We start from the raw sequence: 21,427 nt of genomic DNA on the forward strand, positions 1-21,427 counted from the left end.
TGCCCCGGCCCGGGTGAAAACCTGTGCGAAATCAACAAACGGGAAACGCGAGATGGATCACCTGACGGGCGCCGGGGCGCTGGCCCTTCTGATCCGCGACTGGGCGGAGGGTCCGGCCTTTCATGTCCCGGGCGAGGGGATACTGGAGCTGGTCGACGCGCTGGAAGGCGCTTGCGTGCCGCTGGTTTCCTGTCGGCACGAGGCGGGCGCGGCGGTGGCGGCGCAGGCGGCGGGGCAGGTGACCGGGCGGCCGGGGATCTGTCTGGTCGGCCGGGCGCCCGGCGCGCTGAACGCGGCGCTGGCCCTGCACACGGCGCGGACCGACGGGGCGCCGATGATCCTGATCCTGGGCCAGCCCTCGGGCGCGATTGCGGGGCGCGAGCCCTATCTGGCCAATGCCGATTTCGTGCAGGCCTTCGCGCCCTCGGCCAAATGGGTGGGATCCTGCGACAGCGCGTCGCGGCTGGTCGAGATGCTCTCGCGCGCCTGGGTCGAGGCCTTGACCGGCCGTCACGGGCCGGTCGTGCTGGCCCTGCATGAGGAGGTCTGGCACGAGGAGATCCCCGCCGCCTCGCTCCCCGCCACGCCCCCGGCGCCGCCGCGTCCGCAGGCCCCGGGCGAGGATCTGGACCGGCTGGCCGATGCCCTCGCCGCCGCCCAGCGCCCCTTGATGATCGTCGGTGGCACCGGCTGGCGGGCCGAGGAAACCCGCTGCCTGTCGCTCTTCGCCGAGGAAAGCGGCATCCCGGTCGCCACCGCCTATCGCCGCCGCGACCTGATGCCGGCCAGCCATCCGCTGATGGTGGGCGAACTCGGCATCGGCGCCGATCCGGCGCTGGCGGGCAAGGTGGCCGAGGCCGATTGCCTGCTGGTGCTGGGGATGCGGCTGGGCGAGATCAACACCTTCGGCGCCAATGTCTTTGAAGGCTACCGGCTGATCGAGGCGCCGGTTCCCGCGCAGGCCGTTCACCATGTCCACCCCGACCCGGCCGAGTTGAACGCGGTCTATCGCACCACCTCGGCCCTGCTGGCGCATCCGGGCGACGTGCTGGCCGCCCTGCGCGCCCGGGGGCCAAAGCGGCGCGAGACGGGCGATTGGCAACGCGACCTGCGCGCGGCGCGGGAGGTGTTCACCACCGGCAGGCCCTGCCCCGGCCCTCTGGACCTGAACGCGGTGTTCCGGGCGCTGCGGGCGGCGCTGCCCGCCGACGCGATGCTGACCGTCGGCGCCGGGGCCTATGCCCATTGGCCGCAGCGATATTTCGGGCATGAGGTCTTCGGCACGCAGCTGGGGCCGAAAAGCGGCGCCATGGGCTATGGCCTGCCCGCCGCCATCGGCGTGCAGTCGGCGCAGCCCGGGCGGCGGGTGGTCGCGGTGGCGGGCGACGGCTGCTTCCTGATGCAGGGCGAGGAGCTGGCGACGGCGGCGCTCTATGGCCTGCGGGTCCTGACCATCGTGGTGAACAACAGCCTTTACGGGGCCATCGCCGCCTCGCAAAGCCGGATGTTCGGGCGGCGCAGCGGCACCGCGCTGGCGCCGGTCGACTTCACCGCGCTGGCGGGGGCGATGGGGGTGAAGGGCTGGAAGGTGCGGACGACCGCCGACTTCGGCCCGGCCCTGACGGCGGCGCTGGCCGAGGACGGGCCGACGCTGATTGAACTGATGACCGGCGAGGAGGCCTTGAAACCATGAGCGATATCATCGTCATCGGCGCCGGGATCGCCGGGCTGACCGCCGCCTATCGCCTGCATCGGGCGGGCCATGCCGTGACCGTGCTGGAGGCCGGCGCAGTGCCTGGCGGGCGCGTCGGCGACCGCGAGACGCGGGGGATTCGGTACAACGCGGGGGCGCGGCTGGTCTATCCGTTCTCCAGACCCTTCAACGCGCTGCTGGATGAATTGGGCCTGACCGGGGAACTGGTGCCGGTGCGCAACCTCTCGGCCCAATGTCTGGGCGCGGGCGAGGAATGGCGGATCGAGCTGATGCCGGGACCGGCCAGCCTGCTGACCCCGGGCCTGACCCTGGCCGAGCGGCTGCGCTTCATCGCCTTCGGGGCGGGGATGCTGCTGGCGAAGGCGCGCACCGATCCCGACGACGCGGCGAGCGCCCTGGCGGCGGACGGGATGACTTTGGCCGATTACACGCGGCAGAAGACCGGCGCCAATGTACTGGCGCGGATGGTCGATCCGGTGTTCCGGGGCACGCGGTCCTGGAATTCGGAAGAGATTTCCGGCGCCTTCTTCGCCTCGACCACGCCGCATCTGATCGGGCAGGACACGGTTTACGTCTTCAAGCAGGGCATGGCGACCTTGCCCGATGCGCTGGCCCGGGGGCTCGATCTGCGCTGCAACACGCGGGTGCGCGCGGTGACCAAGGCGGGGGCGGGTTACGCGGTCGCGACCGAAAGCGAGACGCTGCGGGCCGACCGGGTGGTGATGGCGGTCGAGGGCTCGCTGGTCGCCGGTCTGATGCCGGATCTGGGGGCCGAGGATCGAGCGTTCTTCAACGGCGTGCGCTACAATTCGCTGGGGATCGTGCATTACCGGCTGAAGGGCAATGTGGCGCCGAAGATGAATTTCTTCACGCGCGAGGCTGCCGGGACCATTGCCACCTATCAGCAAAGCGCCGCCAATCCGGCCAAGGGGCAGGCGGCGCAGCTTTACGCGCAACTCTCGCCCGAGGCGAATGCCCGGGCAAAGGCCGAGGGGCGCACCGGCGATCTGCATGCGATCATCGAGGAGCGGCTGGTGCAGCTCTACCCCTCGCTCAACGCGGATTGCGAGGATCGGGTGGAGCAATGGATCGAGCGGAAACTCCCGACCTTCTACCCCGGCTATGCGCGCAATGTGGCCGATTTCCGGGCGCGGCAGACCGGGGGGCTGGCGTTCTGCGGCGATTATCTGGCGCAATCGCTGCTCACCGGCGCCGCGGCGAGCGGCGAGCGGGCGGCGGCGCAGATCCTTGCGTCAGTCTGAGGCGTCGCGGCCCTTGGCCGGGGCCGCGGCGTGTTTGGCGCTGGATGGCAACACGCCGAAATGCAGCTTGAAGGCCGAGGTGAAGCTGGCCTGCCGCTTGTAGCCGGCGGTCTGGGCGATCTCGGCGATGGACAGATCGCCCTGTTCCAGCAGGGTCAGGGCGTAATCCATGCGGTATTTCTTGCGGTACTCGAAGATCGTCGTGCCGTAGAAGAACTTGAACCCGGCCTTCAGCTTGGTGGCGTTGGTGCCCAGTTCCTTGGCGAGGTTGGTGGCCGAATAGTTCTTGGAGAAATCGGTCGCCAGCATCTCGCGCGCGCGCTCGAACATGGCGAGGTCGCGCTGGGAAAAGCTCTGCGTGCCCTCGTCCGAGCCATCGTCCAGCGCGTCGGCGACCAGACAGATGATCTCGGTCAGTTTGGCCGAGGCCAGCATCAGGTCGCGCGGGCCGTCGAAGGGAATGTCCCACAGCGCCTGCAACGCACGGACGAAGGCGCTGTTGATCTTGCGCTCGACCAGCGGGATTTCCCCGGGCAAGGGCGCGAAAAGGCGTTCCACGGCGTTCGAATCGAGCCCGAAACTGTCGCGCAAGAGGTCGGGGGCGACGTAGATCCCCAGCAGCCGGTAACTGCCCGCCGGGAAGCGGACGGTGTAGCTGAGGTCGGGTGGGCAGCGCAGCGCCACCATCGTCGCCTCATGCACCGGATGGTCGTTGCCCTGCGCCGGGGGCGGGCTGCCCTCCTCGACGTCCCAGCTCAGACGCACCGGACCTTCGATCTGGAAATGCAGCTCGATCAGGCCCTCGTCGCGGACCTCCTCGTGGCGTTCATCGAGGGTGGTGCATTCAGTGATGCCGCAGAAGATCTGATCGCGGACGGAAAGGAAGCGGTAGAAACCGCTGCCCGCCCCGGGCGCCAGATCGACCCGGGCCGAGAAGAGCCTCTGCGCGGGGTCGGCCAGCGTGTCATAGCGGTCGGGCTGCGCGGCGAGGCTGCGGAACACCCCCGCCAGCGTGCCGCTGTCGTCCCCGAATTCGCGCCGCCACAGGCTTTTCGCGGCGGATTGACTGTCGCGCTGGCCGGTCATGGCGGGCCGCTTCCTCCCGTGCTGGCGATCCGTCCCAGATTACCGGCGCGAGGCCGAGACCTCAATCTCGACCTTGGCCCCCGGGGCGGGAAGCTGGCAGACCAGCAGCGTGTTGGTCGGGCGCACGGCGTCGAAGTGTTTCTTCAGCACCATGGCCACGCCCTTCGCGAAACCGGGCTCGGTGATGTAGACGCGGACGGTCTTCACATCGGCGAGGCTGGCTTCGGCCTGCCCCAGCGCCTTGGCGACCGATGCCAGCGCGTTCTCCAGCTGCGCCTCGACGCTGTCGGGGAAGGTCCCGTCGGCATCGGGGCCGAGGCTGCCCGAGACATGGATCACCGGGCCGTCGATCACCGCCTTGGCGAAACCGGCGAAATCCTCGGCCGGAGAGCCGGAAAAGATGCGGTCCTTCATGGCTCAGGCCTCCTCGGACTTGCGGATGATGAGCGCCTTCTTGCGCAGGAAACGGTGGAAGCCGCCGTGGCCATAGCGGGTGCCGCCGAGGCCGGAGGCGCCGAAAGCGGTCTTCTCGGCCCGGTCGCCGACGCCGCCCATGGTGTCGAAATCGTTGATCCAGACGCCGCCCGCGTTGATCCGCTCGCCCACCGCGACCGCCTCGTCCTCGTCGCCGATCACGGTGGCGGAGAGGCCGAAAATGGTGTCATTGGCGAGGCGGATCGCTTCCTCGGGTTCATCGAAGCGGGCGATGGGGATGATCGGGCCGAAGGTCTCGGCCTGCATGATCTCCATGTCCTGCGTCACGTCGACCAGCACCGTCGGCTCGCACCAGATGCCGCCGTCCTTCTCGATCAGCTTGCCGCCGGTCAGGACGCGGGCGCCCTTGGCCACGGCATCGTCCAGCTGCGCCTGCAGGATCTGCGCCTGACGGCGGAAGATGACCGGACCCAGTTCGCCCGATTGCAGCCCTTCGGTGTTGAGCGTCAGCGCCCGGGTCCGGGCCACCACGCGATCCACGAAGGTGGGATAGATGTCGCGCCCGGCATAGACCCGTTCGATCGAGCAGCACAGCTGGCCCGAATTCTCCATCGCGCCGCGCACCACGATCTCGGCGGCCTCGTCGGCATCGGCGCTGTCCAGCACCACCGCCGGGTCGTTGCCGCCCAGTTCCAGAAACGCGGTCTTGAACTGCGAGGCGGCGCGTTCATGCACCTTGCGGCCGGTGGGGACGGAGCCGGTGAAGACCACCATGTCGGTCACGTCGATCACCGCGCCGCCGGTCTCGCCATCGCCCGCGACGTAATCGAGGACATCGCGCAGATGCTCGACCTCGGCCACGGCCGCCATGAAGGGGGCGATGAAGCGGGGCGTGACTTCGGAGGGTTTCGCCAGCACGGCCGAACCCGCCAGCAGCGCCGTGATCGCGTCGATCATCGACAGGATCAGCGGGTAGTTCCACGGCGAGATGATGCCGACCAGTTGCTGGGGCACGTATTGCTGGCGGAAGCTGAGCGCGCCGTCGCCCGAGGCACCGGTCGCGGCGGCAAGCGCGGCCTCGGCGGTGGCGACGCGCATGCGGGTGATGCCTTTCAGCCCCTCGACCTCGGCCACCGACATGCCGTAGCGGCCGGTATCCACCGACAGCGCGTCGACGATGGCGTCGTAATGGCGGTCCACGGCGTCGCACAGCGCCAGCATGGCGGCCTTGCGCCCCTCAAGCCCGATCTCCTGCCATCGGCGTTGACCGGCGCGCAGACGGGCGGCCTTGGCCTCGAGGGCGGGCAGGTCCAGGGCCTCGATCCTGGTGTCGACGAGCCCGGTCCTTGGGTTCGTCACGTCGATTGCACGGCTCATCGGGGCAGCTCTCCGTCATGGGTTTTCAGCGCGTTAGCCGCAGCATGAGGGCAGCCGGGAGCGGCGGAAAGACGGCCGGGGCCGATCCTTCCGATATCGAAAAACATTCGCCGGAAATCCGCAGGCCGGGGTGAGGGGCCTCAGTCCCGGACCCATTCCATGAGGTGGAAATAGGGACAATCGTGATAGCGCCGGGCGCGGTCGGGGTCGCCGCCATGGGGCGCGGGTTCGTCGAAATGCACCAGCCGCAGGCCCTGCGCGAGGAAGGCCTGCATGTAACGGTGCATCGGCCGGTGCCAGTTCACGATCTGGATCCCGCGCCAGCCCACGCGGTCGGCGCGGGTCGAAAGGTAGTCGCGGACCTGCATCTGCCGGTTGCCCTGCGCGTCCTCGACCCAGCCGCCCGCCGTGGTGAAGGGGTTGAGGTTCGCCACCAGCAGCCTGCCGCCGGGGGTCAGGACGCGGGCCATCTCGGCAATGGCGCTGTCGATATCGGCGATGTCGATCAGGGTCAGGTAGCTGACCACCAGACCGAAACTGGCATCGGCGAAGGGCAGCGCCTCGGCCTTGGCCAGTTCGTAGCGGCCTTGCGGGTCGCGGGCGCGGGCCTGGGCCAGCAGGCCGGCCGTGGGGTCGATGCCGGCGGCCTCGATCCCCTCGGCCCGCAGCATCCGGCAGAAACGCCCCTCGCCGCAGCCCACGTCCAGCGCGGTCCGGGCGCCGCTGAGCCGGGCGCGGGCCAGCATCGGCGCGTCGAGGATATGCTGGCGCGAATAATCGCCCGTCTCGCCCATATCGGCGATCCAGGCGGCGGCCGATGCTTCCCAGCCGTTTGCGTCGTCGGTCATCTGCGGGCCTCCTTGTCGCGGAGGCGGCGGTCTATCGCCCTTCCGCGCGCAGGGCCAGAGGGTCAGGCGGCCCCGGCAACCGCCGCATAGGCCGCCTGCGCCCGGCCCAGCGTGTCGAGATAGCGCGCGGCCGCCCCCTCGCGGTCGCCCTTGGACAGCGCGGCGACAACGGCGGCGTGGTCCCGGGCCACGGCCTGGCGCGTGGCGGCCTCGGCCATGGTCACGCTGCGATAGGCTTGCAGCCGGTCGTTGCAATGATCGGCGATCTCGGTGAGGAAGCGGTTCGGACAGAGGTCGAACAGCGCGCGTCGGAAGGCGGTGTTGGCGGCGATGAAATCGCGGGGCTGGTCGGCCCGGATCGCGGCTTTCTCGGCCTCGGAGGCGGCGTTCAGCGCGGTCACATCGGGCCGGTCCGGGATCTGGCGCAGGATGTCGGCCTCGACCAGCAGCCGCGTGTGGAACATATGCGCGACCTCGGCGGGGCTGAGCAGCGGCAGGCAATAGCCACGGCCGCGTTCGGTCAGGATGCCGTTGCCGACGAGGCGGAACAGCGCCTCGCGGATCGGGGTGCGCGAGGTTTCCAGCGCCGTGGCGAGGGCGGGTTCGGTTATCAGATCGTCAGGGCCGTAATCACCGGAGCGGATGGACTCGAGCACCCAGTCGAAGACCTGATCGCTGAGCCGCTCGCGGCGCAGGACGCGGGGTCGGTCGGTCGGGGGGCTGGCGTTCATGCGGCGTCCTGCGGTCAAGGGCCGGGCGATCTTACGGGTCGGGCGGAGGCGCGACAACGCCCCTCAGCCCGGTTCCAGCCCCGAGTGGCGGTCGCGCGCGCGCGCCTGCGGGTCACGCAAGGCCGGATCACCGAAACCCGCGCCGCCCGGGACCTCGAACCGGAGCCTTTCGCCGGGGCCGACGATCTGGACGCCCTTGGGCTGCAACGGCTGGCCCGAGGCGAGGCCCAGCGCCCCCATCGCCCCGGCGGTGCCGCCCTGACGGCCCTGCGCCTGCACGGTGGTGCGGTCGAACATGGCGAACAGCGCCACGGGGCTACCGTCGCGGGTCGCCAGTTCGATGCTTTGCCCATAGCCGCCGCGGAAGGTGCCGTCGCCCGCCGACCCCGGGCGCAATTCCTTTTTCCACAGCACGATGGGGGCGTGGCTTTCGACCACCTCGACCGGCATGGCCCGCACGCCCGAGGGGAAGGCGGTGGTGGACAGCCCGTCCGCCATCGGCCGCGCCCCGCCGCCGCCCGCGTTGAAGAAGAGCGTCTCCCAGGCCGGGCCCTGCCAGTCGCCGGGGAAATGCCGCGCGACCTCGGGCCCGCCCCTCAGCTGGATACCCCAGAGGCCGGCCGAGCCCTCGGCCGGGACCTTGTCGGGCAGAATCTGCGCCAGACAGCCCAGCACGGCCTCGGGCAGGAACTGGCCGATGATGTGCCGCGCGCTGACCGGGTTGGGGCGGGTGACGTTGAGGATCGAGCCCACGGGCGCCACGACACGGACGGTCGACAGCGAGCCCGAGTTGTTGGGGACCGACGCGCCGATGATGCAGCGCGCCCCGAAGGACGCGTAGGCGTTGGTGTAATTGTAGACCAGATTAATCCCCTTGGGGTGCGAGGGGCTGGTGCCCGCGAAATCCAGCAGCACCTCATCCTCGCCGATGGTCAGGGTGCAGGTGATGGTGATCGGCGTGCCGAAGGCGTCGAGGGTGATGGTGTTGCTGGCCGAGGTCTTGGGCAGCTTGCGGATCTCGGCGATCATCGCCGCGCGGGAGCGGGCGAGGATCTCGGCGCCCACCGCCTCCAGATCCGTCAGGCCCAGCTGCGCCACGGCCTCGACCAGCACCTGCGCGCTGGCCTCGTTGGCGGCGACGTAGGAGAGGATATCGGCCTCCACCTCGTCCGGGGTGCGGACATTGGCGCGGATCATCGCCATCAGGTCGTCATTCACGACGCCCTTCCTCATCAGCTTCATCACCGGGATCGCCAGCCCCTCCTCAAAGACCGAGGCGCCGTCCGGCCCCTGCCCCCGCCCGCCGATGTCGAGCTGGTGGCAGGTACAGGCGAAAAAGCCGATGACCTGCCCGTCCTTGAACACGGGCGAGGTGACGGTGATGTCGTGGACATGCCCCGAGGCGATCCAGGGATCGTTGGTGATAAGGTGATCGCCCTCTTCCAGCGTCTCGGCGGGATGGACGGCCAGCATCTGCGGCACGGCGGCGACGGTCGAATTGACGTGGCCGGGGGTGCCGGTCTGGGCCTGCGCCAGCATGTTGCCAGCCCGGTCGAAGAGCGCGGCGCTGAGGTCGCCCGAATCGCGCACGACCGGGCTGAAGGCGGTGCGCATCAGGGTGCGGGCCTGTTCCTCGACAATGGCGATGAGGTTGGACCAGATCACCTGAAAGCGGATTTCGTCCTGTGCGGGGTTCATGTCAGCCCTCCTGCCCGGTGTAGGTCAGCAGCACATGGCCGCCCTCGATGGTCCGCGCGTCGAAGCCGCGCGGGACGTGGATGGTGGTGCCCTTGTCCTTGATGAGCGCGGGGCCTTGCAGCGGCCGGGGCCCGAGGTCGGCGCGCAGGATCTGGCGGGCGGGGACCATGGCGCCGGTCGTCAGGTCATAGAGCATCGCGGTCTCCGGCAGCGGGCGGTCCAGCCGGTCGGTGACGGCGGGCGTGGGGGCGGTGCCTTCGGCGGCAACGCGCAGGCTGAGCGCGACAATCTCGACCGGGATACGCTCCAGCGCGCGTTTGTAGAGCGCGGCGTAATGGCTTTGGAACAGCGCGTGCAGGCGGGGGGCGTCCTGATCGGTGAGGTCGGCATCCTCCACCGGGATTTGCAGGGTCTGGCCCTGCCCCTTGTAGCGCAGGAACAACGTGCGCTGCGCGACCTGCTGCGCGCCCGGGGCGGCGGCGGTGACGAAGGCGCCAGCCTCGGCCGCCATCTCGGCATAGAGGCGGTTGTAGCGCCCGGCGTCGAAGGCCGAGAGCGGCATGGCCACGCTGCGCGAGAGTTCATAGACCGCCTGCGCCTGAAGGAACCCGATGGCCGAGCCGATGCCCGCCCCCTGCGGCACGATCACCCGTGTGGCGCCCAGCTTGCGGGCGATGCGGGCGGCGTGGACGCCGCCGCCGCCACCGAAGGCGATGATCGGCCGGGGGCGCAAGTCGACGCCCTTCTCGCGCGCATGTTCGCGGGCGGCACCGGCCATCTGCTCCTCAACCACCTCGGCCAGCGCGGCAGCGGCGGCCAGCGGGTCGAGGGCGAGGGGGGCGCCCACCCCCGCCTCCAGCGCCTGCGTGGCGAGGCCGGGGTCAATGAGGATGCCGGAGCCGTCGAAATCCTCCGGCGCAAGGCGGCCAAGCTGCAGGTTGGCGTCGGTCACGGCGGGTTGCGTGCCACCCCGGGCGTAACAGGCCGGGCCGGGGTCCGAACCGGCGCTTTCGGGACCGACCTGCAACCGGCGCTGAGCATCGACCCGGGCCAGCGAGCCGCCACCCGCCCCGATCTCGACCAGATCGATGACCGGGATGCGGGCGGGCAGGCCGCTGCCCTGCCGGTGCATATGTTCGCGCGCCATCTCGAACGAGGGGCTGCGGCGGGGCACGCCCTTGTCGATCAGGCAGATCTTGGCCGTGGTGCCACCCATGTCGAAGGCGAGGATCGCCTCCTCGCCCAGATCGCGGGCCAGTTGGGCGGCAAAGACCGCGCCGCCCGCCGGGCCGGATTCGACCAGCCGGATCGGGAAGCGGCGGGCGAGATCCAGATGGCAGAGCCCGCCGTTCGACAGGAACATGAACACCGGCGCGGTCAGGCCCAGCGCCGCCAGCCCCGTCTCCAGCCGGTCGAGATAGGTCGCCACCTGCGGCTGCACGAAGGCATTGGCGGCGGTGGTGGAGAAGCGCGCGTATTCGCCGATCTCGGGCGAGACCTCGGACGAGAGGCTGAAAAGCACGCCGGGCAGCAGCGGTTGCAGCACCTCCAGCGCGCGGCGTTCATGGGCCGGGTTTACATGGGCATGCAGAAAGCACAGCGCGACGCTTTCGATCCGCTCGTCGCGCAGGGTCCGGGCGAGGGCATGGAGCGCCTGTTCATCAAGCGGCAGCAGCACCGCGCCATCGGCGGCAAGGCGTTCGGGCACGCCATAGCGCCACCAGCGGGGGATCAGCGGCTCGGGCTTGACGATGGTGATGTCGTATTGGTCGAAACGCCCCTCGTCGCCCATGGCCAGCACGTCGCGGAAACCCTCGGTCGTGACCAAAGCGGTGCGGGCGCCGTGCCGGGAGATGATGGCGTTGGTGGCAAGCGTTGTGCCGTGGACGATGCCGGTGACGGCCTCGGGCGCGATTGCAGCCTCGCGCAGGATCTGCTGCACGCCGTCGAGGATGGCGCGTTCCGGGGCGCGGGGCGTGGTCGGCAGTTTCAGCGTGCGCAGCCCCCCGGGCGTGGCCAGCGCGAAATCGGTGAAGGTGCCGCCAACGTCGATGCCGATGCGAATCTCGCTCATTCTTGCCGTTCCTCTGCGGGTGGGTCTTGCGTGTTACTCATTACTCATTATTCATTACTGCGTCAGGGATGCCAGACCCGACCCCCGCCTGTCAATCGCCGATCCACCCTGCACCGCCATTATTTTAAACTTGAAACTATACCGGGCAGGGTCTAGCCTTCCCGGGAAACGCGCCAGAGGATTGTCCCGTGCCGACCGATTTCTCCGCCACCCGCGCCCTGTTCGACCTGCCCGAAGGGGTGATCTATCTGGATGGCAATTCGCTGGGGCCGCTGCCCCGCGCGGTGCCCGCCCGCCTGCAACAGGCCGCGGTCGATGAATGGGGCCAGATGCTGATCACCGGCTGGAACAAGGCCGGATGGATGGATCTGCCGACCCGGCTGGGCGACCGGATCGCCCGGCTGATCGGGGCCGAGGCCGGGCATGTGGTGCTGGGCGACACGCTGTCGATCAAGGTCTATCAGGCGCTGGCCTCGTCGCTGGAGATGAACCCCAAGCGCCGGGTGATCCTGTCGGATACCGGCAACTTCCCCTCGGACCTGTATATGGCCGAGGGGCTGTGCCGGACGCTGGGGCCGGACTACTCGCTGAAGACGGTCGCGCCGGACAAGGTGCTCGACGCCATCGACGAAACGGTCGCGGTCCTGATGATCACCGAGGTCGATTACCGCACCGGGCGGCGGCACGACATGGCGGCGCTGACCGCCAAGGCCCATGCGGTGGGCGCGCTGGCGGTCTGGGATCTGGCGCATTCGGCCGGGGCCACGGATGTGAAAGTGGCCGAGGGCAAGGCGGATTTCGCGGTCGGCTGCACCTATAAGTACCTCAATTCCGGCCCCGGCGGCCCGGCCTTCATCTATGTCGCGCCCCGCCATGCCGAGGTCGCGCGCCCGGCCCTGTCCGGCTGGCTGGGGCACGAGGCGCCCTTCGCCTTCGACCTGAACTATCGCCCCGGCGCCGGGATCGAGCGGATGCGCGTGGGCACACCGCCGGTGCTGCAACTGGCCGCGCTGGACGCCGCGCTGGACGTGTGGGACGGGGTCGAGATCGCCGATCTGCGCGCCCGATCCATCGAACTCTGCGAGGCCTTCATCCAGGGGGTCGAGGCCGCCTGCCCCGGTCTGGAACTGGCCACGCCGCGCGATCCGGCGATGCGCGGCAGTCAGGTCAGTTTCCGCCACCCCGAGGGTTACGCGGTGATGCAGGCGCTGATCGCGCAGGGCGTGATCGGCGATTTCCGGGCGCCCGATATCCTGCGCTTCGGCTTCACGCCGCTTTACATCGGCCTTGCCGAGGTCGAAGGTGCGGTGAGGATCCTGGCCGAGATCCTGGCGACGAACGCCTGGGACCGGCCCGAATTCAAGACCCGCGCGAAGGTGACATGATCCGCATCCGCTCCTACCGGCCCAGCGACCGCGAGGCGTGTTTCCACGTCTTCCGCCGCGCCGTGCATGAGGGGGCGGTGCGCTATGACCAGCAGATGCGCGACGGCTGGGCGCCGCGCGCGACGCCTGACCTGACCACCCGCGACAAGCTGCTGGATCAGGACTGCTGGGTCAGCGAGGTTGACGGCCAGCTGACCGGCTATATGTCGCTGATGCCGGACGGGCATCTGGACACCGCCTTCGTGCTGCCCGAGGCGATGGGCCAGGGCCATGCCGCGGCGCTGTACGAACGGCTGTTGCTGCGGGCCCGGGCGCTGGGGCTATCCCGGCTGACGGTCCATGCCAACGAGTATTCCAGCCGGTTCCTCGGCCGTCGCGGCTGGCAGGTCGAGCGGGTGGAGCCGATGGCCCTGCCCAATGGCGCGCCGTTCGAGCGGTTCCACATGGCGCTGGACCTGACCCAGGGGGCGGCGGCATGAGGGCGCGGGCCGATCTGCCGCCGGTCTGCCGCGCGGCGGGCTGGATCGCCATCTGGCGGCGGCTGGCCATGGTCGGGGCGCGGGATGCGGGGCGGGCGGGCTGAAACCGCCCTTCCCTGCCCTTTCCCGACCCGGAGTCCGAAATGACCGACGCCTATGATCCCGCGCGCGAGGGCGCGCAAATGGCCTTTGACGGCCGCATGTCCTATACCGATTACCTCGGCCTCGACGCGATCCTGAGCGCGCAGCACCCGCGCTCGGACGCGCATGACGAAATGCTGTTCATCATCCAGCACCAGACCAGCGAGCTGTGGATGCGGCTGGCCCTGCACGAGATCGGCGCGGCGCGGGCCGTGCTGGCAGCGGGGCAGACGCGTCCCGCCTTCAAGATGCTGAGCCGCGTGGCGCGGATCTTCGAGCAGCTGAACAGCGCCTGGGATGTGCTCAGGACCATGACCCCCAGCGAGTACACCACCTTTCGCGGCGCTTTGGGCGAAAGCTCGGGCTTTCAGTCCTGGCAATACCGGCTGATCGAATACAGCGTCGGCAACCGCAACACCGCGCTGCTGAAACCCCACGCCCATCGCCCCGACCTGACCGAAGCGCTGGAGGCGGAACTGGCCAAGCCCTCGCTCTATGATGTGGCGGTGCGGGCGCTGGCCCAGGCAGGGTTCGAGATCCCGGCCGAGGTGCTGGAGCGCGACCTGCGTCGCCCCTGGCAGCTGTCCGAGCCGGTGCAGGAAGCCTGGCGCCAGGTCTATGCCGACCCGCACCGCTATTGGGAACTCTACGAACTGGCCGAGAAGCTGGTGGATTTCGAGGATTATTTCCGCCGCTGGCGCTTCAACCACGTGACCACGGTCGAGCGGGTGATCGGCTTCAAGCGCGGCACCGGCGGGACCGGCGGGGTGACCTATCTGCGGCGCATGCTGGAGGTGCAGCTCTTCCCCGAGCTCTGGGCGCTGCGCACCAGCCTGTGACCCGTCGGGCCGGTCCAGCCCGCCCGGGCACGGACCGGCCCCGTTCACGTGTCAGTCAGCGGCCCCCAAACCGGCGGCTGCGATACGGATTTTTCCCGTGTTCTGAACGGCCTGCGCGGACGGCAGGCGATTGCCCACGCCATGCTGCAACTGCAAGACAAGCCTTTCTCTTGAGGCCTGGTTTGTGCTAGAAACGGGCGTCTTCCATCGATTTTGGCCCGTTTTCATTGATATACAGCGTCTTGTACGAAATCTTCTGTGCGGGCCCGATCCTTCCCCATGCGCTGAAAGCGCGGGTATCGGGAACTGCTCGGGGACACGGGTGTTTCCGGCTTGCCAAGTGGGCCGCGCTCCGTTTATGGGCGCGCATCCCGGGCAGCCCCCCCTTCCGAAAAGCTGAGATCCTGACATGAAGGTCAATCACATTCTGGTGGTCTGCGTCGGCAATATCTGTCGCTCGCCGGTCGGCGAACGACTGCTGGCCAAGAGCCTGGCCGAGAGCGGCGCCGCCACCGTCGTGACGTCGGCCGGGATCGGCGCGCTGGTCGGCCATGCCGCCGACGAGACCGCAACCGAGGTCGCCGCCGAGCACGGCCTCAGCCTGGACGGCCATTCGGCGCGCCAGTTCACCCGCGAGCTGGGCCAGCAGGCGGATCTGATCCTGGTCATGGAACCCGGCCACCGGCACGAGATCGCCCGCCGTGCCCCCGACCTGTCGGGCCGGGTCATGCTGTTCGACCATTGGGTGGGCGGCAAGGGCATTCCCGACCCCTATCGTCACCCGCGCGCTTTCCACGAAACTGTGTATGATCTCATTGCCAAGGCCGCCGACGGGTGGGCGAGCAAACTGGTGCCGGGAAAGGGTCGGTAGAATGCTGGAAGACCAGAACGCCAGCGCGCGCCGCAGCCAGGCTGCCGCGCCGCCGCCCCAGGACAACAAGGCCTCCCGCAACGACGGCGAGATCGACGTCCTGGAGATCGTGTTCAAGATCTGGAAGGGCAAGATCCAGGTGATGCTGGCGATGGGCATCGCCCTGGTGCTGGCCTTCGTGATGTTGCTGAACACCGAGCCGACCTATCAGGCCGACGCTCTCCTGCAGCTGGAAGAGAACAGCAACGCCCTGGCGCTGCCCAGCGAGATGAGCGACCTGCTCGGCGCCAACGACCCGCGCAGCGTCACCGAGATCGAGATCATCCGCTCGCGGCTGGTGGTCGGTCAGGCGGTGGCCAGCCTCAACCTGGACTGGCGCGTCGAGCCGGCACTGGCGCCGGGGTTCGGCACGATGGTGGCCCGCTACAACCTGCCCGTGATCGGCGCCTTCCTGCCCGTGCGTTTTGCCCGCCCAGGCGAGAGCCTGGTGCTGCAGCAGCTGACGGTCCCGCCGTCGTGGCTGGACACGCCGCTGGAGCTGACAGTGGGCGAGGCAGGCACCTTCACGCTGGCCACACCGGATGGCGAATCCCGCGAGGGTCGCGTCGGCGAACCGCTCGCCCTGCCCGATATCGGCTTTTACCTGACCGTGGGCCGCATCGAGGCGCCCGAGGGCCGGGTCTACACGCTCATGCAGGTCAACGAGAGCGCAGCGATCACCTCGTTGCGCGACCGCCTCAGCGTCAGCGAGCGCGGCCGCAGTTCCGGGATCCTGGACCTGAGGATCACCGGCGCCGATTCCAGCGAGAACGTCCGCGCGCTGAACGCGGTGCTCAACGCCTATCGCGGCCAGAACGTGTCGCGCAGCGCGGCGCAGGCCGAAGGCAGCCTCGATTTCATCCGCCAGCAGATCCCGCAGGCCGAGCAGACGCTGCGCGATGCCGAGGCTGCGCTGAACGCTTTCCGCCAGCAGCAGGTCTCGGTCGATCTGACGCTGGAGACGCAGACGCTGCTCACCTCGGTCACCAATATCGAGGGACAGATCGCCGAGTTGCGCCTGCGCGAGGACGAGCTGTCGCAGCGCTACACGCCGTCGCATCCCACCTACCGGCTGCTGATCGAAGAGCGCACCCGGCTGGAGGCCCGGCTGGCCGAGCTTCGTGCCCAGGTGGGCGAGCTGCCCGAGACCCAGCGCCAGATCGTCAACCTGACCCGCGACATGGAACTGGCCCAGCAGCTCTACACCGAGTTGCTGACCCGCGCGCAACAGGTCGAGGTCCTGCGCGCCAGCACCATCGGCAACGTGCGCATCGTCGATACCGCCGCCGCCACGCTCAACCCGATCGCCCCCCGCCGCGCGCAGGTGCTGATGATCGGCCTGATACTGGGCATGATCGCGGGGATCGCGCTGGTTCTGGTGCGCAATGCGTTGCACAAGGGTGTCCAGGATGCCTCGGAGATCGAGCAGCTGGGTCTGCCGATGTTCGCCACCATCAACTACAGCCCGCATTCCGACACGATGGGCAAGCGCAAGGACCAGCAGCCGATCCTGGCGCTGGAGCGTCCAGACGATATGGCGATCGAGGCCTTCCGTTCGCTGCGCACCAGCCTGCATTTCGGCATGCTCGATGCCAAATCCCCGACGCTGGCCGTCACCTCGGCGCATCCTTCGGCGGGCAAGAGCTTCGTGTCGACCAACCTGGCCGTGGTGGCCGCGCAGGCCGGGCAGCGCGTCTGCCTGATCGACGCCGACATGCGCCGTGGCCAGCTGCGCCGCTTCTTCAACCTGCCCCGCTCGCAGCCGGGCCTGGCCGACATCCTGTCGGGCGAACGCGCGGTCGAGGACGTCATCCTGATGGGGCCGGTCCCCGATTTCTACGTCATCCCAACCGGCAAATACCCGCCCAACCCCTCCGAACTGCTGCTGCGGGCGCAGATGCGCGAGCTGCTGGACTGGTGCGGCGAGAATTTCGACCTGACGATCCTCGACTGCCCGCCGACGCTGGCGGTGACCGATCCGGTCATCGTCTCGCGCGAGGCCGGGGCCACGCTGTTCATCGCCCGCCACGACCTGACCCATCCGAAAGAGATTGACGCCTCGATGAAGATCTATGCCTCGGCCGGGCTGCGCTACAATGGTGCCGTGCTGAACGGCTTCGATCCACGCAAGGCGCGCAACAGCAGCCGCTATGGCTATGCCTATGGCTATCGCTACGAATACAAGCAGCGGACCGATTGAAAACGCGGGCGCGGCGCGCCCGTTCAGTCGTCCGGGGGGCGTTGGGCCCGCGATTCGCTGTCGTCACCGGGTGCGCCCTGCTCTATCGCCAGCCCGGGTCCGCGACGGCACGCAGGACGGGATACGGCGCTTTGACGGGCACGGGACATTCCGACCCCGTCGGGCAAGGGCAAACCCGATCTGGACCTTGTTGTACCGAGTTTGCTACAGACGCCGCGAAATTGCGACGCGACCTTCCCTTCTTGATCCTCGAAAGTTCTTTCCGTGACGAATCTTGACATGAAGGCTGCGGCCGACGATGCGACGCCTGTCCCGCAGGTCATCAGCGAGGCGCCGCTGATTTTTTCCCTGAGCCATTCGCTGGCGCTGATCGACCGCTCGTTCGGGATCGACCGGATCATCGCCGATAGCGGGGATGAATTCGTCGATTCCTACTACCGGCAATCGCTGCCGGGCTATTCGCGGCTCTACAACCCGTGGCAATGCATGCATCTGCCGCTGCACGACGGCACGCTGAGCGAGGGCGAGGCCTTTTTCGCCCAGGCGGCCGAGGTGGCACGGCATCTGGACGACCGGCCGGGCCAGCGGGTGCTGGAACTGGGCTGCGGGCTGGGGGCCAATTCGTTGCATCTGGCCGAACGCCTGCCGCATGTCTCGTTCCTCGGGACCGACCTGATGGCACAGCATGTCGAGCGTGCCGAGGCCAAGGCCCGCAAGCTGCCGAACCTCGGCTTCCGTCAGGCCAGTTTCGAGGATCTGCCCGAGGATCTGGGCCAGTTCGACGCCATCTTCGGCATCGAGACGCTGTGCTATGCCAACGACCCCGGGCCTGTCGCCCGGCTGATTGCCCGGCATCTGCGTCCGGGCGGCCATGTGGTCCTGTTCGACGCCCATCGCAAGCCGGGTTTCGCCAATTTCCCCGAGGATCTGGTCACGGCGACCAAGCTTTACGAGATCACCACCGCCGTAGCCCGTGGCTTTCATGACGAAGGGCGTTGGCAGGAGGCCTTCGCCGCGGCGGAGCTGGAGGTGACGGCAGCCGAGGATGTGACCGAGCAGACGCGGGCGGGGCTCGTGCGGCTGCACAGCCGGGCCACGAAGGCCTTCACCGAGCGCAAGTGGCGCATGGCGCTGCGGGTGATCCCGCGCTATTTCGCCCGCAACGCGGTGGCGGGGCTGGTCGGCTATCACGTCTGCTTCGGCGACCGCGTCGCGCCCGAGGTCAGGCGCGGTCCGATCACCTATCAGAAGATCGTCGCCCGCAAGCCGACGGCCTGACCGGCGCCCCGGCCGCGCGCGCCCCGCGGTCACACAGGGTCACTGGGCCGCGTGCAGGCCCCTGGGCCCCTCGCGCCGGCCCTTGACGGAGCCGTTGCGCAGCCGGTGCATCGCAAGGCGCATGCCGATCAGATAGACGGTAAAATAGAGCGCGAAGAAGCAGGCCAGCGTCACCGCCGCCTCGCCCGGCTGGTCATGCAGCAGGAAACCCGCCACGGCAGGCGCGGCGATCAGCGGCAGCATCACCGCCGTGGCGACGGGATTGGCGATGTTGCGGCGCGCCCGGCCGAAAAAGGCGATCTCCAGGCTGCGCAGCACGAGATGGTGGAAATGCAGCCGGTCCGGCGCGGCGAGGGGCGAGTGACGCTGATAGCGGCGGAAGATTGCCAGCGTCAGGTCAGCCAGCGGCCAGAACATTGCCAACACCATCGCGAAGGGCGTGACATCCGCGTGGCGCCCCGCCAGCAGGATGCCCATCCAGGCCAGCAGGAAACCCACGGTATAGGCCCCGGCATCGCCAAAAAAGATCGAGCCGAAGGGGAAGTTGAACAGCAGGAAGCCCAGCACCGCCGCCGCCAGCACCGAGGCGATGACGGCGATCTCCATGTCGTTGACCGACAGCGCCGTGCCCAGCAGGCTCAGCGCGCAGATGAAGGCAGCCGATCCCGCGAGGCCGTTCAGCCCGTCGATCAGGTTGAAGGCATGCGCCACGGTGGCCGCGGCAACCACCGAAACGACGATGGCGAGCGGCGACCAGGCCAGGAACAGATCCAGCCACGGCACGCCGGTGTGCGTGATCCAGGTCTCGCCGAACCAGACCACCAGCACCGACGAAGCCAGCGCCGCAGCCAGCCGGCCGACCGGCGCGACGGGAAAGCCCAGATCCTCGGCCGCGCCGGACAGGAAGAGCGGCACCGAGGCGACCAGCAGCAGGACCCAGAGCGAATCCCAGCCGGGCAGGCCCAGCAGCGCCGCCGTGACGACCGCCACGAAGACGGCGATGCCGCCAAGGCGCGGTGTCGGGGTCGAATGGGCGGCCTGGATGGCGCCGAGGTCACCCACGCGCATCAGCCGCGACCAGCTGCTGCGGGTCTTGATAACAAGGACGCCGCAGACCGTCGCGGCCACCAGAAGGGCGGCCAGCTCCTCGCTGTCGACAAAAGCACTAAACATCTGAAAAAACCTCAAAGAATATCCGTGTGAAGCAGTAAGAGCTCGCAAAGCGAGGGCCTGCGTTCCGTCATCGGTCAGAAGGGGTCCTTGGTCTGGGTCAACAGTCTCGCAGTGATGCCCCTGTCACGCTCGGGAACGTCATCATCGACGCGGCGCCAGGTGCCCGAAGGTCAAGCAAAACCGAACTGAACGCCACTTGAACGGTTAAAATCATAGTCGAATTCACGGATTCCCTCAATCCTATCGCGAAAGTTGTGAACAACTTTGCGGGGCTTCGGGCCGGGCTGCGCGCCGATCCGCCGACCCCCTGACCCAGGCCTTTGGACCGCCACGAAAAACGGCGCCCGGGGGGCGCCGTTCCCGGCCCGGGCGCCTGGCCCCGGGGCTTATTCCGGCTGCAGATCCTGCGCCAGGTTCAGGGCCTGGGCGCTGGGCAGCAGGCGGCTGATCGTGTCGTTCCAGCGTTGCAGCGGCGAGCGCAGGACATAGACCACATCGCCCGGCTCCAGCACGAATCGGGTGCCGAGCAGCAGGCCCGCGGGATCCGAGACATCCAGCTGGAACACCCGGGTCCAGACCCGCGTCACGCCGCCTTCCAGCAGCTGCTGACGGCGGAACACCAGCACGCCGCGGGCATCGGCCCGGCCCTGCTGCAGACCGCCACGCCGGGTCACGGCCTGGGTCAGGGTGATCGGCTCGACCGAAAGGTCCATGACGTCCGGCCGCGCGATCTCGCCCAGCAGATAGGCCTCCTCGGCCCGGCGGCGCGGCACGCTGACGATGTCGCCGTTGCGCAGGACCGGGTTGTTCTGCCGCATGCCGGCGCTGAGGAAGCCCTGAACATCGACGGTATGCACCCGGCCCGAGCGCTGCACCGAAACCGCGCGCAGATCGGCCGCGTCGGTGAAACCGCCCGCGGCGTTCACGGCCTCGATCAGCGTCAGGGGCACGGCGGTGAGGGGCTGGCGGTTGGGTTCGCGCACCTCGCCCGAGACGACAATGGCCTGGGCGTTGTAATCGGCGATGCGGACATCGACCTGCGGGTCGGGGATGAATTCGCGCAGGCGCTGGGTGATATCGCTGCGGATCTGGTCGACCGGGCGCCCGGCAGCCTGCACCTGGCCGATATAGGGATAGTTGAAGGTGCCGTCGGCGCCGACCTGAAAGCCGCTCTCCGCGGCGCTGCGCGATTCACCGGCCGGGAGCGTCAGCTCGGGGTGGTTGAAGACGATCACCGACAGGATGTCGCCCGCGCCGACCATATAGGTCCAGTTGCGCCCGGTCGGCAGGTCGGTGCCCGCGAAGCCGCGCGCAGGGCGGGTGAAGCCGTCGATGTTCGTCGCATCCAGCACGACGACCTCGATATCGGGGCCCAGCGAGCGCTGCGCCTGCTCGGTCACCGGAAAGCGGACGTAGCCATCTGAACAGGCCCCCACCGCCAGAGCGAGCGCCAAGGCGCCAACGCCCTTTGAAAGGGTCCGACGGACCATGTTCAGCATACTTGTACCCCGGTCCACTGGCCCCATCTCGTGCGTCGTCATCATCTTCTCACAATTCCAATGTGCGCGCGATGTTTCCGTATCAATGTCACAGCCATCCATACCGCGCAAATCCTCACGTCACCTAGCACGGTGAATCACGAACTCAACCGATATTGCTCACCAAGTGTGACGGTTGCGCCACACTCTCCGGGCCGGGGGCGCCGCCCCGGCCGCTCGTCCCCCCGATAGCGCAGCGCGGCGCTCCGTTCGAGACGAAAGTGCCTGCCGGGTCCCCGATCCGCGCATCTTCGCCGAT

At 68.7% G+C, this 21,427-nt stretch carries 17 protein-coding genes; 8 read left to right on the forward strand and 9 right to left on the reverse strand.

Translation table 11 applies throughout. The features are described 5' to 3' along the window. The first annotated feature begins 52 nt into the window (after window positions 1–52). Together DDE23_RS14830 and DDE23_RS14835 are read left to right on the forward strand one after the other, a co-directional pair. Window positions 53–1,693 (forward strand): thiamine pyrophosphate-dependent enzyme, encoded by a 1,641-nt coding sequence (locus tag DDE23_RS14830; protein WP_107752516.1) that lies wholly within the window; start codon window positions 53–55, stop codon window positions 1,691–1,693. After that, entirely contained in the window at window positions 1,690–2,976 is a 1,287-nt protein-coding gene (locus DDE23_RS14835; protein WP_107752517.1) for a protoporphyrinogen/coproporphyrinogen oxidase, read from the forward strand. Before DDE23_RS14830 ends, DDE23_RS14835 begins: the two co-directional genes overlap by 4 nt. On the opposite strand, the gene DDE23_RS14840 is transcribed toward DDE23_RS14835, so the two are convergent. From DDE23_RS14840 to DDE23_RS14870, 7 genes are all read right to left on the reverse strand, one after another. Continuing rightward, window positions 2,968–4,062: a helix-turn-helix transcriptional regulator gene (locus DDE23_RS14840; RefSeq protein WP_107752518.1), complete on the reverse strand. Its 1,095-nt coding sequence runs from the start codon at window positions 4,060–4,062 to the stop codon at window positions 2,968–2,970. The two genes, DDE23_RS14835 and DDE23_RS14840, sit on opposite strands and share 9 nt — an antisense overlap. A gap of 39 nt (window positions 4,063–4,101) precedes the next feature. Further along, window positions 4,102–4,476 (reverse strand): Rid family hydrolase, encoded by a 375-nt coding sequence (locus DDE23_RS14845; RefSeq protein ID WP_107752519.1) that lies wholly within the window; start codon window positions 4,474–4,476, stop codon window positions 4,102–4,104. 3 nt (window positions 4,477–4,479) lie between these two features. Beyond that, the gene (locus DDE23_RS14850; RefSeq protein ID WP_107752520.1) at window positions 4,480–5,874 is read right to left on the reverse strand and encodes an aldehyde dehydrogenase family protein; all 1,395 of its coding nucleotides are present in this window, start codon (window positions 5,872–5,874) and stop codon (window positions 4,480–4,482) included. 140 nt (window positions 5,875–6,014) lie between these two features. Continuing rightward, window positions 6,015–6,722: a class I SAM-dependent methyltransferase gene (locus DDE23_RS14855; protein WP_107752521.1), complete on the reverse strand. Its 708-nt coding sequence runs from the start codon at window positions 6,720–6,722 to the stop codon at window positions 6,015–6,017. A 62-nt stretch (window positions 6,723–6,784) separates the two neighbouring features. Then, window positions 6,785–7,453 (reverse strand): GntR family transcriptional regulator, encoded by a 669-nt coding sequence (locus DDE23_RS14860; protein ID WP_107752522.1) that lies wholly within the window; start codon window positions 7,451–7,453, stop codon window positions 6,785–6,787. Between the two features lie 63 nt (window positions 7,454–7,516). Then, window positions 7,517–9,151 (reverse strand): hydantoinase B/oxoprolinase family protein, encoded by a 1,635-nt coding sequence (locus DDE23_RS14865; RefSeq protein ID WP_107752523.1) that lies wholly within the window; start codon window positions 9,149–9,151, stop codon window positions 7,517–7,519. A 1-nt stretch (window position 9,152) separates the two neighbouring features. Beyond that, on the reverse strand, window positions 9,153–11,225 hold the full coding sequence (locus tag DDE23_RS14870; RefSeq protein WP_107752524.1) for a hydantoinase/oxoprolinase family protein: 2,073 nt from the start codon (window positions 11,223–11,225) through the stop codon (window positions 9,153–9,155). A 188-nt stretch (window positions 11,226–11,413) separates the two neighbouring features. On the opposite strand from DDE23_RS14870, the gene kynU reads away from it, so the two are divergent. The 6 genes from kynU (at window position 11,414) to DDE23_RS14900 (ending at window position 18,457) form a co-directional block, all read left to right on the forward strand. Further along, window positions 11,414–12,610 (forward strand): kynureninase, encoded by a 1,197-nt coding sequence (kynU, locus tag DDE23_RS14875; RefSeq protein ID WP_107752525.1) that lies wholly within the window; start codon window positions 11,414–11,416, stop codon window positions 12,608–12,610. After that, a complete protein-coding gene (locus tag DDE23_RS14880; protein WP_107752526.1) occupies window positions 12,607–13,089 on the forward strand; it encodes a GNAT family N-acetyltransferase in 483 nt (160 codons plus the stop codon). Before kynU ends, DDE23_RS14880 begins: the two co-directional genes overlap by 4 nt. Before the next feature lie 143 nt (window positions 13,090–13,232). Continuing rightward, window positions 13,233–14,069, forward strand: coding sequence for a tryptophan 2,3-dioxygenase (gene kynA, locus DDE23_RS14885; RefSeq protein WP_107752527.1), 837 nt, complete (start codon window positions 13,233–13,235; stop codon window positions 14,067–14,069). A 409-nt stretch (window positions 14,070–14,478) separates the two neighbouring features. Further along, a complete protein-coding gene (locus DDE23_RS14890; RefSeq protein WP_107752528.1) occupies window positions 14,479–14,940 on the forward strand; it encodes a low molecular weight protein-tyrosine-phosphatase in 462 nt (153 codons plus the stop codon). 1 nt (window position 14,941) lies between these two features. Beyond that, window positions 14,942–17,179, forward strand: coding sequence for a polysaccharide biosynthesis tyrosine autokinase (locus tag DDE23_RS14895; RefSeq protein WP_170121869.1), 2,238 nt, complete (start codon window positions 14,942–14,944; stop codon window positions 17,177–17,179). Window positions 17,180–17,458: 279 nt separating this feature from the next. Beyond that, window positions 17,459–18,457: a class I SAM-dependent methyltransferase gene (locus DDE23_RS14900; RefSeq protein WP_107752530.1), complete on the forward strand. Its 999-nt coding sequence runs from the start codon at window positions 17,459–17,461 to the stop codon at window positions 18,455–18,457. Between the two features lie 39 nt (window positions 18,458–18,496). Here the strand turns inward: DDE23_RS14900 and DDE23_RS14905 are convergent, their stop codons facing one another. Then, a complete protein-coding gene (locus DDE23_RS14905) occupies window positions 18,497–19,630 on the reverse strand; it encodes an MraY family glycosyltransferase (protein ID WP_107752531.1) in 1,134 nt (377 codons plus the stop codon). Window positions 19,631–20,016: 386 nt separating this feature from the next. Further along, a complete protein-coding gene (locus tag DDE23_RS14910; RefSeq protein WP_238149994.1) occupies window positions 20,017–21,120 on the reverse strand; it encodes a polysaccharide biosynthesis/export family protein in 1,104 nt (367 codons plus the stop codon). Between the last annotated feature and the right edge of the window lie 307 nt (window positions 21,121–21,427).

It is taken from the genome of Pararhodobacter aggregans, from assembly GCF_003075525.1.
Taxonomy (GTDB): Bacteria; Pseudomonadota; Alphaproteobacteria; order Rhodobacterales; family Rhodobacteraceae; genus Pararhodobacter; species Pararhodobacter aggregans.

What these genes read in the sequence shown, in the direction of transcription:
- DDE23_RS14830 (WP_107752516.1), top strand. Translation starts at nt 53, where the DNA reads ATGGATCACCTGACGGGCGCCGGGGCGCTGGCCCTTCTGATCCGCGAC.
- DDE23_RS14835 (WP_107752517.1), top strand. Translation starts at nt 1,690, where the DNA reads ATGAGCGATATCATCGTCATCGGCGCCGGGATCGCCGGGCTGACCGCC.
- DDE23_RS14840 (WP_107752518.1), bottom strand. Translation starts at nt 4,062, where the DNA reads ATGACCGGCCAGCGCGACAGTCAATCCGCCGCGAAAAGCCTGTGGCGG.
- DDE23_RS14845 (WP_107752519.1), bottom strand. Translation starts at nt 4,476, where the DNA reads ATGAAGGACCGCATCTTTTCCGGCTCTCCGGCCGAGGATTTCGCCGGT.
- DDE23_RS14850 (WP_107752520.1), bottom strand. Translation starts at nt 5,874, where the DNA reads ATGAGCCGTGCAATCGACGTGACGAACCCAAGGACCGGGCTCGTCGAC.
- DDE23_RS14855 (WP_107752521.1), bottom strand. Translation starts at nt 6,722, where the DNA reads ATGACCGACGACGCAAACGGCTGGGAAGCATCGGCCGCCGCCTGGATC.
- DDE23_RS14860 (WP_107752522.1), bottom strand. Translation starts at nt 7,453, where the DNA reads ATGAACGCCAGCCCCCCGACCGACCGACCCCGCGTCCTGCGCCGCGAG.
- DDE23_RS14865 (WP_107752523.1), bottom strand. Translation starts at nt 9,151, where the DNA reads ATGAACCCCGCACAGGACGAAATCCGCTTTCAGGTGATCTGGTCCAAC.
- DDE23_RS14870 (WP_107752524.1), bottom strand. Translation starts at nt 11,225, where the DNA reads ATGAGCGAGATTCGCATCGGCATCGACGTTGGCGGCACCTTCACCGAT.
- DDE23_RS14880 (WP_107752526.1), top strand. Translation starts at nt 12,607, where the DNA reads ATGATCCGCATCCGCTCCTACCGGCCCAGCGACCGCGAGGCGTGTTTC.
- kynA (WP_107752527.1), top strand. Translation starts at nt 13,233, where the DNA reads ATGACCGACGCCTATGATCCCGCGCGCGAGGGCGCGCAAATGGCCTTT.
- DDE23_RS14890 (WP_107752528.1), top strand. Translation starts at nt 14,479, where the DNA reads ATGAAGGTCAATCACATTCTGGTGGTCTGCGTCGGCAATATCTGTCGC.
- DDE23_RS14895 (WP_170121869.1), top strand. Translation starts at nt 14,942, where the DNA reads ATGCTGGAAGACCAGAACGCCAGCGCGCGCCGCAGCCAGGCTGCCGCG.
- DDE23_RS14900 (WP_107752530.1), top strand. Translation starts at nt 17,459, where the DNA reads ATGAAGGCTGCGGCCGACGATGCGACGCCTGTCCCGCAGGTCATCAGC.
- DDE23_RS14905 (WP_107752531.1), bottom strand. Translation starts at nt 19,630, where the DNA reads ATGTTTAGTGCTTTTGTCGACAGCGAGGAGCTGGCCGCCCTTCTGGTG.
- DDE23_RS14910 (WP_238149994.1), bottom strand. Translation starts at nt 21,120, where the DNA reads ATGGTCCGTCGGACCCTTTCAAAGGGCGTTGGCGCCTTGGCGCTCGCT.